The sequence below is a fragment of the Candidatus Planktophila sp. genome (genome assembly GCF_040402315.1).
GTDB lineage: Bacteria > Actinomycetota > Actinomycetes > Nanopelagicales > Nanopelagicaceae > Planktophila.
In genome coordinates, this window is sequence record NZ_JBBAMU010000032.1 from 1 (window position 1) to 9,636 (window position 9,636).

Sequence of the window (9,636 nt, forward strand, 5' to 3'; positions counted from 1 at the left end):
GACCTTTAAAGAATTAGCGAAAGTAATCCCTGCAGATAGCTCCAAATTATTGGGCTTTGTCGGTAGGCGGGATAGACATTGGGCCGAGAGCGTAAGTGCTGACGTAATTACCGTCTCAGCACTTGCACACTTAATGTCAAAGATTGTTTCCCATGAGTGATGAAGAATCGTCTTTTGACGGCAAAATACAATCAACTCAGGAGTCTGTGGCCCAATCAATTCTGCGAAGATTTCCACTAGCCACACTCAATGCAGTAGAGAATCGGTCTGGCACGATCTACGAGCTGTATTTTCAAGAGAAACTTGTTCTCAGGCTTAACGCAAAAGGAGCGCGATATTTTTTTCCTTCTCGCCGCAAACGAATGGTGAAGTGGGAGAAGGTCTCCACTTTTGGTCTACCGCGGGTGATTGAATACATTCTGCGAGATCTTGCCGAGGCAGATTTCCAGGTATTGTCGACGACAAATAAAGAAATTTTAAAAAGACCAATTCACATCAGTAGTTTTATGCGGTGTCCAGATTGTAAAACTGGGGGAGGCATGAAACTGATTCTGCGGGCTGAATCCTTAACCCAGGAGAATTCCGAGCTATACACACCCATCAGTCGATCAGTAGAGATAAATGGGGCAGAAGTTAAATGCACTCTGTGCGGGTGGATGGGAGTGCGCCAGCAACTTCTTCGGAAAATTAGAAAACCGCGTAAGGCATAGAGCCACACCCCAGGATGGTGATTAGCTCTAGGTGCGACTTCACGCATTTAGTTGATCGTCAACCCCATTTATCACTGCTGCTTCCACCCCAAGGGTTGATCCATTAACTGAGAGTCTGTAGGTGAGGTTAAAAACCTCTTCCTCGCCTCTTACGCCAACCTCTTGCATAATCATGCCGGCGGCAATGGTGCACTGATTAAATTGATATCCCTGATTATTAATCAGCATCGCATACTGTGAATCGATGATCTCGATGAACTGATCAACTCCAATCCGCTCCTGGAAATTATCAGAGGCAAATGAGTAGGCCGTCCCCCAATCCCGCTTGGCTAAAGCATCTATCTGACCTGAGATGTGCTGATCAACTAACTCGGCTTGCGCACCCGTGCAAGTGCCATCTGCCAGCTTCTCAAAAGCAGCCTGCTGTGCGCAGCCAGTGAGCAGTGCGGCAAAGAGAGAGATCGCGACAAAAGCTTTCACTCCAGGAGTGTAATTACACCCCAGTGGGTTGTCCTGCCAGAATCAACATAGATTCACTGCTGAACATATACTCGCGCCATGAAAATCAAGAGCGCGATTGCTGGAAGTTTACCCAAGCCTCATTGGCTAGCTGAATCTGAGCAATTGTGGGCGCCCTGGAGATTAGAGGGAGAAGAGCTTCGGGAAGCCAAAAATGATGCGATGACTATCGCTGTGGCAAACCAATTACGCGCAGGCATCGATGTCATTGGCGATGGCGAACAGAGCCGCCAACACTTTGTGACTACATTTGTGGAAAATCAAAGTGGTATTGATTTTAAAAATAAGAAAACTATGCGTATTAGAGATCGCTATGACGCACTTGTGCCAGTGGTTGTCGATCAAATTCACCGAGAGCGCTCCGTCTTTGTTGAGGACGCTAAGTTCTTGCGCACGCTTACCGATAAGACCCTGAAGTTCACCTTGCCTGGACCGATGACGATTATCGACACCCTCTTTGATCAACACTATGGAAGCCGAGAGAAATTAGCATTCGCCTTTGCGCAGATTCTAAATGCTGAGGCAAAAGAGCTAGTTGCTGCTGGAATCGACATCATTCAATTTGATGAACCTGCTTTCAACGTCTTCTTTGATGATGTTCACAATTGGGGTGTGGCAGCACTTGAGCGGGCAGCAGCTGGACTGAGCAGTAAAACGGCAGTGCATATTTGTTATGGCTATGGGATAGAAGCCAATATCAAGTGGAAGAAGACCCTTGGTGATGAGTGGCGTCAATACGAGAAGATCTTCCCCATGCTGGCCCAGAGCGCGATTGACCAAGTCAGCCTGGAGTGTCAAAACTCGAAAGTGCCGATGGAGTTAATAGAGGTATTGCGTGGCAAGGAAATTATGGTCGGTGCCATCGATGTTGCCAGCAACACGGTAGAAAGTGCCGAAGATGTGGCAAAGGTCTTGCGTGGGGCACTTAAGTATGTGGATGCCGAGAATTTGTTAGCGTGTACAAATTGCGGAATGGTCCCACTTGCAAGAGATGTGGCCAATGGCAAATTACAAGCGTTAGCTGCAGGCACAGCTCTGATCAATAAGGAGTTGGGTCGGTAAGTTACTTAGGCAGATTTGCCGCGCCAGGCGCTAAATGATCGAATTGATTGGGCGTGAGGTGTGCGAAGCCACGGATAAGGATGAAGCTCTGCCACATTCTTAAATTTAGCAAAACTCGGCACGGGTGCATAAGTAAGTGCCACTGGGTTTTGTTCGGTGAATTCATATGGATCACCGAGGTAGACCGTTAACTGCCGGCGCTGGGCTAAATCCTGCAAAGTTTCCAGGTAGAAATAGATTCGCTTTGCGGAGAGTTGTAATTTTTTAAGGGCACTTTCGTTAAATACAAAAGAAACTGGTAAATCTGGGTGGGCAACTAGCGCCGGATCGCTATCTCCTAGCGAGTCAACAGTAAGGAGGACTACATCTGGTTCGCTATTTTTCTGAGCCACGATAGGACCAATGGTCGCCTGCAGATCAGGATCTGCAACTAATAAAGCTTCATAAGGCGCTTGGTCTAAGGCAATTTCTTCCGGGAAATCTTCAATCGGACAATTTTTTTTCCAGCGCGCACCCCATACATAATTGTGATGCTCGCTTTTGCACCTGCCAACGCGCAAAACCATATGGTTTTCCGGTTCCTGCTCCCACTGTCCATTGCCATCCCAATAAGTTAGCAGCGCGTGATCCATCAATGAGGTGCTTATACATCTGCTCTTGACCATGCAACCAACCAAACTCATTTCGCACAGTCCAGTGCGATGCCAACCACATCCGGCTTTGATTCACTAACCAGCCATCTTCTTCTAATTCAGTAGTAGCAAAATCGACACAGGCCATACCCTTTGGCCACCCATCACCTGGGCTATCCCAGCTCTGTTCAAAACGTAAATTATTAAATAGTCGAGTGCCGATGCGGGCATATAAATGGCGGGCATACTCTTGCCATAACAATTCATCCCGAAACTTCTCCCGGTCGCCAAAAGGTGCCTTCGCCACGTGATCCCATACTCGCTGCAGCGGCAAAATGTTATGACGGATATATGGCGATAAGACCGAGGCTCCACGCGCATCAGTAGGCAGTACTTGGGAACGGTTCTTGGCATAGCCAGAGATATCCAAACTCTTCAGAGCTAAATCGCCAGCACTCTGTCCACCTGCAATCGAGCTGCGCCCACCACCTGAGTGCAAACCGACAAATTCTTTTTCCAGGATGCTCGAAGCATCAGCTAAAATATCAATTCTTCTCATAGCAAACCAATCATTTAAGTTAAGGCTCGAAGGCTAACCAATAAGAGCTATCTGGGCACCACCAAAGTCACCTCGCAAAAAGTGCAAATTCTGATAAATTTCAACTATGAGCACAGCGACAAAGCCAAAACGTAAGAAAATCACCGCCTACCAGCTATTTGGTTGGACCCCACTTTTAGTAACAGCGGTCGGTGCCAATATCGTGGTTGTTTTAAGTGTGATGTCTCAGCGCTAAAGACCCCAAAATTACTTTGGCCATGAGTTAACCACTGTAATTAACTTGCCGGCATCAGTTGTGGCAAGGAGGGCGCCATTACTTAAGAGCTCAAGGTCGCGGATGCGATCACCCATCGCAACCTGCACGCTTTGCCCTACTTCAAAGTTCTCATTGATCTTCAGAAAGACAAGTACCTCTGCTTTCAAAGTACCCAAGACAAGTGAGCGGCCCCAGTCGCCCCAACCTTGTATCGGTAACTGCACTAATTCAGTCGGTGCAATCGATGGCACCCAGTATTTGATCGGCTGGATGTAACCAGGATGGCTGCCGGTTATACCCGGTCGCACATAATCTCCAGATCCGTATGGTTGCCCGTAAGAAACAAATGGCCACCCGTAATCACCACCTGCTTTAATCACATTTATCTCATCGCCACCGCGTGGTCCATGTTCTGCCGCCATTAACGTCTCATTATCAAATAAGACTATGCCTTGTGGATTGCGATGGCCCTGTGAGATTCGCTCCGCCGATTTTGCACTTAACTTAAAAATCGAACCTAAATCACCACGCTTGCTGCGATTATCAATCTCGCTATATCCCAAGTCACCGATAGTTACATAGACAGAATTTTGATCAATAACGGCAAATCGCCCTGCTGTTTGTTGCACCGCCGAGATTGGAACACAGGGTTTTGTGATAAACCAGTTCGATACAAATTTAATTCGCTGTCTTTTACGATCATAGTCAAGCTCATCTATGGTAATCTCAACACAGGAGCCCGAGGCACCTAATCGGGGATAAGAAATCAATAACCTGGCAGATGCAGCGCTCTCAGATAAAACGGCGATGTCATTAATGGCAAAGCGCGAATCATTTTCTCTGCGATTTGCCGGAATAAACTTTCCTAAAGTACGCAGCGCGCTCTTCGCCTTATTCCAGGTCAGGATCTCCCCGCCACTTCGTCCGCCGCCAAGTAAAATCGTGTCATCGCCCAGCACGGCAAGTGCCGGACCCCGCGTATTTCCACCCTCAGTTACTGCCCTGGCGATAGATGCTGAGGAGAACTTAAGTGAGACTGAGCCATCGCTTAATTCAACAGCGCTACTTGCTGGCGCACTTGTTACCACCAGGGCAATGACTAACAGAATCCGTGCACACACGTGAAAACCCTATTCTGATAGAAAGTAAATGACCACCTCATTTTCTGAGGTGGCCCTTCACTCGGGGAAAACTTCAAACTGTCCAGAGAATTACTTCTTAATCAGTGGAGCAACATCTACTCCTGGTGGAAGGATCACTGCATCGATAGCGTGGATTACGCCATTTGATGCGGCAACATCTGCTGTCACTACATTGGCACCATTGACGGTGACGCCACCCATTGTTCCTAGCATGATTGTGGAGCCTTCTACGGTTGCCACATCACCATCTGTGACATCAGCGGCCATCACCATGCCCGATACAACGTGGTAGGTGAGGATCTGTATCAGAAGGTCCTTGTTCTCAGGAAGTAGCAATCCATCTAGGACTCCTGCTGGAAGAGCAGCAAATGCTTCATCTGTTGGTGCAAATACGGTAAACGGACCTTCACCGCTTAGTGTTTCAATTAAATCTGCTGCTGTTAGAGCTGCCACGAGCGTTGAGAAATTACCAGCTCCACTTGCAACATCAACAATTGTTCCGGCTGTCGTTTCTTCAGTTGCTACATCCATTGTCTCTTCTGAGTCGCCTCCGCATGCTGAGAGAGTCAGCGCCGCAACTACGGCTATTGCTGCGAATGCACCTTTGCGCAAAACCTTCATACCTATCTCCTTTAATTGGGTGAACTTTCCAGCAAAAGCGTAAGTTCAGGGGCAAGGCCCAGCAACTCGAAATAGGGGTGGGCACCCCGTAAATGAGAGGAGCGTGAGTGATTCGCAGAGGTTTCACAGGCTGGGGGTGGCCATGATTTAACCTCATTCGTCACTAAGAGTTCAAATTCTGTTCACCAAAGTCATCGGAAAGCAATCATGCTTGAAAGTTAGCCTCTCACTTGCTAAAAACCCACTTAAATCTCATGGAGGATACTTTGAAAATCAAGAATGCCATTGCGGCATTAGCAGTGACTGCACTAGTTGCTCCGATGTCACTTGCAGATGCAAGCACGTTTACAGATACCGGAAGCCCTGTGACTCTGACTATTTTACATAATAATGATGGTGAGTCCGCACTCCTACCCGAGCAGTCATACACACTGCCCCAAGGTAAATTGATTTACGGAAGTGCTGCCGCATTTTCAACTGTGATGAAACGCGAAATTAGCTCAGCCAAGAATAGAGGCAACGCCGTGGTCTCACTCTATGCCGGAGACTCTTTTCTTGCTAGTAAAAATCTAATTTGTTCAGATCCGGCAAACAGTGCTTCAACTATCCCTGTTTATGACGGACTGGCACAATCAATGATGCCGTATGACGCGCACATCTTGGGAAATCATGAATTTGATTACGGAACCGGATTTCTTAACCGTTATATCAATTCCTTCACCCAAAAACTTCGCTACCAGTTCCTTTCCGGTAACTTAGATTTTTCTAAGAGCGCTGATCTTTCACCCATGACCTCAAAGTCAGGGCAAATTATTCGGGCACGGCACGTTGGCAAGAAAGTTGGACAGTCGTATGTGCACAAGGATTACGCAACTGGAGCCATCTTTGGAGTAGTAAGCGCGGTGACTCCAACTCTTCGCACAATCTCCTCACCAGGAACAACTAAAGTCACAACGATAGACATTCCAGCCACAGCGGCACTACTAAACAAGCAGGTAGCGGCGCTAGAAGCACAGGGTGTCAACAAGATTATCTTTGTGAGCCATCTGCAGGGTGTTGCCTACGACAAGGAGCTAGTAGCGCTACTAAAGAATGTAGATGTTGCGGTCGCCGGCGGTGGCGATGACCTTCTCACCAGCCCAGATGTTGCTGAGAGTATCCAGCTCATTCCAGGTGAAGGTAAGCCTGTTGGTAAGTACCCAGAGATGGTTAAGGATGCTAATGGTGTCGATGTTCCACTTATCACCACCAAGGGCAACTACAACTACCTCGGTCGCTTTGATATCTCATTCGATGCCGATGGCAAGCTGTCCTCATATAACAAGACCACTTCATATCCACGAAGAGTTATCCCTTATTCATCGGTTGCGGGCGCACTTGGCGTGACTGATGCAGTCGCTCCAGATAAGCGCATCGTGGAAGCAGTTGAAAAGCCACTCAACACCTGCCTAACCGGATTCGCTAAGTCAATTGCCTCAAGTCAGATTGTTCTGGCCACAGATCGTGGCAGTGCAACTGTTCTGGGTGTCAGAACTGCCGAGACCAATGGTGGCAATCTAGTTACTGATTCATTTGTGCAGGCTTACTCAAGTAGAGCTGCGGCGGCTGGTTTGCCTGCTGCCGGAACTGCCAATCCACTTGTTGCTGTGCAAAATGGTGGCGGAATCAGACAAGGTGGTGGAACCACACTGCCTACGACAGGTGTAGTCGGGGCAATTAACCGAGGCAATACCTTTGATCTACTTCCATTCGATAATCGCCTGGTCGCGGTGACAAATGTCAGCGCAACAGATATGAAAGAGATATTCGAAAGATCATGTTCGGTCAGCACCTCAGGTGGCGGACAGTTCCTTCAATTTAGTGGAATGAAGGTATCGTGCTCAAGAACTGAGAGTGCAACTGTGATCTCGACTCCAACCGGAGATGCATATGCCGGAACAATTACTACACCCGGCAAGCGAGTAAAGGAGATCACACTCAGTGATGGCCGCGCCCTTGTGAAAGATGGAGCAGTTGTTGCGGGTGCGCCGGCGGTCACAATTGTCACCAATCAGTTCACTGCCGATGGTGGCGATAACTATCCAACATTCCAGAAATTGACCAAGGTCGGATTCGGAATCTCCTATGAGCAGGCACTCTATGACTATCTCTTAAGCTTTGCTAAGAACAGCGCAGGGTTGCCAGAGATACCAGCAAGTGATGCTCGTTATAACAAGACAACCGGAGAAGGTCGCTTTACCTGGTTGCCATAATCTAAAGCAGTAGAAAATCCCCGCTCATTCTTGGTGCAATCAGGCCACAGAGTGAGTGGGGATTTTTTACGCTCCACTGGCAGAGTCAATAATTCGAACCAGTAAAGGTGAAAATCTTCAGGTATCGTCTTCCCATGCGCAAGCTACTCACCACAGTGCTAGTAATTGCCTTCATGGCAAGTGCGCCCGCCAATGCGCATCAACCCGTTGATTTACTTAAAACAGATACCACCGCTGCCAAAGGTCCACTCCTAGTTGATGGCACAGTCTCTTTTGCAGTGCGCGCAGCCTTCACCAAGGCAGGAGAGAAGAAAGGCTTTCGGGCAGCTTTTGCCCAAGGAGATGGCCTAAGCGTTGAATATCTCATTGTTGATAAGAAACCAGAGAACACTCTTCGCCCAACTCAACTACCTACTCTTGTGATGACTAGTCCCAAAGGAACATCGCTCACAATCAAGTTCACCGAGCGGACAAAGTTCCCCTACAGTGGAGTTAATTATCTCTACCTTGCCAGATATCAGGCAGTAGCAGAAGCTGGTGAATATAGCTTTCTAGTGAGCGCCAAAAGAAAAGCTTCCATCATTCTATCTGTGGGAGTAAAAGAGATACCTGGTGAAGTATTACGTGGGGCTAAACCAACACCTTCGGTAACTCCGGCTCCTGCGACAACACCAACACCAACACCGACACCAAGTGCAGCTGCAACATCAACTCCAGCACCAACAAAGACCGGATACACCATGACACAAGTACGTGCCAATAACTCTGCCAGCAACTGCTGGTCTGTTATCGATGACTCTGTCTATGACTTAACTAAATGGATTAATTCCCACCCAGGTGGATCTGGTGCAATCGTTGGTCTATGTGGCACTGATGGAAGTTCATCCTTTAATGCTCGCCACGGTGGCCAAAGTAGTCCTAAATCAACACTTGCAGGTTATTTACTCGGCCCACTAGAGAAGTAAGCTCGTTCTGTAATTGGATTACCCACATGCCAGAGCTACCCGAGGTCGAAACAGTACGCAAGGGATTGGCTCATTTTCTGATCGGCTACCGATTCAAAAGCGCCACCGGCCTTCATCCCCGAGTAGTAAAGCCAGCATCGCTGCAACCACTTACTGCTGTTGTCGGGGCGCAGATTAAGGGCATTAATCGCCGCGGAAAGTTCTTATGGTTTGAACTCGATCGCGAGCTCGCACTGGTTGCCCACTTAGGAATGTCGGGTCAGTTTCTAGTAGCACGTAAAGATCGCCCAGCGCCAGGCCATGTGCGGGCGCACTTTGAGTTAAGTAAAGGTTTCAAAAAGCAGGAGCTGCTCTTTAGTGATCAGCGCACCTTTGGTTGGTTATCGGTAGAGCAGTTAACCGATGGCATCCCACAATCTGCCCGCCACATCGCACTAGATCCCTTTGATGCCGCCTTTGATCGCAATGTGGTCATAGCCAGAATGAAAGCTCGCAAAGCAGCGATTAAGAGTGTGATCCTGAATCAAGAGATTATGAGTGGGGTGGGCAATATCTATGCCGATGAATCCTTATGGCGAGCAAAGATTCACCCAGAGATCCCCGCATGTGATTTAAGTGTGAAGAAGATTGGCTCACTTGTAGATGCTGCTGTGCAAGTGATGGCAGAGGCTGTTGAAGTAGGGGGCACTTCATTTGATGCCATGTATATCAACGTCAATGGCGAGAGCGGATTCTTTGAAACATCTTTAGCTGCCTACGGCCAAGAAGGGGAGCCATGTCCACGGTGTTGTCGGGGGATTAGAAGGATTGCCTTTGGTAACAGGTCATCACATTTTTGTCCGAAGTGTCAGGTAAGGAGAGATGGGCGGTGATTATGCGTTATGGGTAAATTAATATTGCGGGTGGGCTCGGTCGTGA

Annotated in this window: 11 protein-coding genes; 6 read left to right on the forward strand and 5 right to left on the reverse strand. The window is 48.1% G+C overall.

The window, feature by feature from the left end; translation table 11 throughout:
• Window positions 1–152 precede the first annotated feature (152 nt).
• Window positions 153–710, forward strand: coding sequence for a hypothetical protein (locus tag AC9UEP_RS05165; protein ID WP_509544692.1), 558 nt, complete (start codon window positions 153–155; stop codon window positions 708–710).
• 39 nt (window positions 711–749) lie between these two features.
• Here AC9UEP_RS05165 and AC9UEP_RS05170 read toward each other — a convergent pair whose 3' ends face one another.
• A complete protein-coding gene (locus AC9UEP_RS05170) occupies window positions 750–1,190 on the reverse strand; it encodes a DUF4864 domain-containing protein (RefSeq protein ID WP_509544694.1) in 441 nt (146 codons plus the stop codon).
• A 78-nt stretch (window positions 1,191–1,268) separates the two neighbouring features.
• Here AC9UEP_RS05170 and AC9UEP_RS05175 point away from each other — a divergent pair, with 78 nt between their 5' ends.
• On the forward strand, window positions 1,269–2,291 hold the full coding sequence (locus AC9UEP_RS05175; RefSeq protein ID WP_509544696.1) for a methionine synthase: 1,023 nt from the start codon (window positions 1,269–1,271) through the stop codon (window positions 2,289–2,291).
• Between the two features lie 5 nt (window positions 2,292–2,296).
• Here AC9UEP_RS05175 and AC9UEP_RS05180 read toward each other — a convergent pair whose 3' ends face one another.
• Both AC9UEP_RS05180 and AC9UEP_RS05185 read right to left on the reverse strand, forming a co-directional pair.
• Window positions 2,297–2,857, reverse strand: a complete 561-nt coding sequence (locus AC9UEP_RS05180; protein ID WP_509544717.1) for a hypothetical protein — start codon at window positions 2,855–2,857, stop codon at window positions 2,297–2,299.
• Window positions 2,775–3,482: an FAD-binding domain-containing protein gene (locus AC9UEP_RS05185; protein ID WP_509544699.1), complete on the reverse strand. Its 708-nt coding sequence runs from the start codon at window positions 3,480–3,482 to the stop codon at window positions 2,775–2,777. The genes AC9UEP_RS05180 and AC9UEP_RS05185 overlap by 83 nt, the downstream gene beginning before the upstream one ends.
• 106 nt (window positions 3,483–3,588) lie before the next feature.
• Here AC9UEP_RS05185 and AC9UEP_RS05190 point away from each other — a divergent pair, with 106 nt between their 5' ends.
• Window positions 3,589–3,717: a hypothetical protein gene (locus AC9UEP_RS05190; RefSeq protein WP_509544702.1), complete on the forward strand. Its 129-nt coding sequence runs from the start codon at window positions 3,589–3,591 to the stop codon at window positions 3,715–3,717.
• 11 nt (window positions 3,718–3,728) lie between these two features.
• Here the strand turns inward: AC9UEP_RS05190 and AC9UEP_RS05195 are convergent, their stop codons facing one another.
• Together AC9UEP_RS05195 and AC9UEP_RS05200 are read right to left on the reverse strand one after the other, a co-directional pair.
• Complete coding sequence (locus tag AC9UEP_RS05195; RefSeq protein WP_509544704.1) at window positions 3,729–4,859, reverse strand: PQQ-dependent sugar dehydrogenase; 1,131 nt, start codon at window positions 4,857–4,859, stop codon at window positions 3,729–3,731.
• 90 nt (window positions 4,860–4,949) lie between these two features.
• Window positions 4,950–5,501, reverse strand: a complete 552-nt coding sequence (locus AC9UEP_RS05200) for a fasciclin domain-containing protein (protein WP_509544707.1) — start codon at window positions 5,499–5,501, stop codon at window positions 4,950–4,952.
• Window positions 5,502–5,767: 266 nt separating this feature from the next.
• Here AC9UEP_RS05200 and AC9UEP_RS05205 point away from each other — a divergent pair, with 266 nt between their 5' ends.
• The 3 genes from AC9UEP_RS05205 (at window position 5,768) to mutM (ending at window position 9,590) form a co-directional block, all read left to right on the forward strand.
• Entirely contained in the window at window positions 5,768–7,753 is a 1,986-nt protein-coding gene (locus tag AC9UEP_RS05205; protein WP_509544710.1) for a bifunctional metallophosphatase/5'-nucleotidase, read from the forward strand.
• Between the two features lie 134 nt (window positions 7,754–7,887).
• On the forward strand, window positions 7,888–8,718 hold the full coding sequence (locus AC9UEP_RS05210; RefSeq protein ID WP_509544712.1) for a cytochrome b5 domain-containing protein: 831 nt from the start codon (window positions 7,888–7,890) through the stop codon (window positions 8,716–8,718).
• Between the two features lie 26 nt (window positions 8,719–8,744).
• Window positions 8,745–9,590: a bifunctional DNA-formamidopyrimidine glycosylase/DNA-(apurinic or apyrimidinic site) lyase gene (gene mutM / locus AC9UEP_RS05215; protein ID WP_509544715.1), complete on the forward strand. Its 846-nt coding sequence runs from the start codon at window positions 8,745–8,747 to the stop codon at window positions 9,588–9,590.
• Window positions 9,591–9,636: the final 46 nt, after the last annotated feature.

Coding starts and splice junctions, on each gene's coding strand:
- AC9UEP_RS05180 (WP_509544717.1), bottom strand. CDS start 2,857: ATGGTTTTGCGCGTTGGCAGGTGCAAAAGCGAGCATCACAATTATGTA.
- AC9UEP_RS05165 (WP_509544692.1), top strand. CDS start 153: ATGAGTGATGAAGAATCGTCTTTTGACGGCAAAATACAATCAACTCAG.
- AC9UEP_RS05190 (WP_509544702.1), top strand. CDS start 3,589: ATGAGCACAGCGACAAAGCCAAAACGTAAGAAAATCACCGCCTACCAG.
- AC9UEP_RS05200 (WP_509544707.1), bottom strand. CDS start 5,501: ATGAAGGTTTTGCGCAAAGGTGCATTCGCAGCAATAGCCGTAGTTGCG.
- AC9UEP_RS05185 (WP_509544699.1), bottom strand. CDS start 3,482: ATGAGAAGAATTGATATTTTAGCTGATGCTTCGAGCATCCTGGAAAAA.
- mutM (WP_509544715.1), top strand. CDS start 8,745: ATGCCAGAGCTACCCGAGGTCGAAACAGTACGCAAGGGATTGGCTCAT.
- AC9UEP_RS05210 (WP_509544712.1), top strand. CDS start 7,888: ATGCGCAAGCTACTCACCACAGTGCTAGTAATTGCCTTCATGGCAAGT.
- AC9UEP_RS05175 (WP_509544696.1), top strand. CDS start 1,269: ATGAAAATCAAGAGCGCGATTGCTGGAAGTTTACCCAAGCCTCATTGG.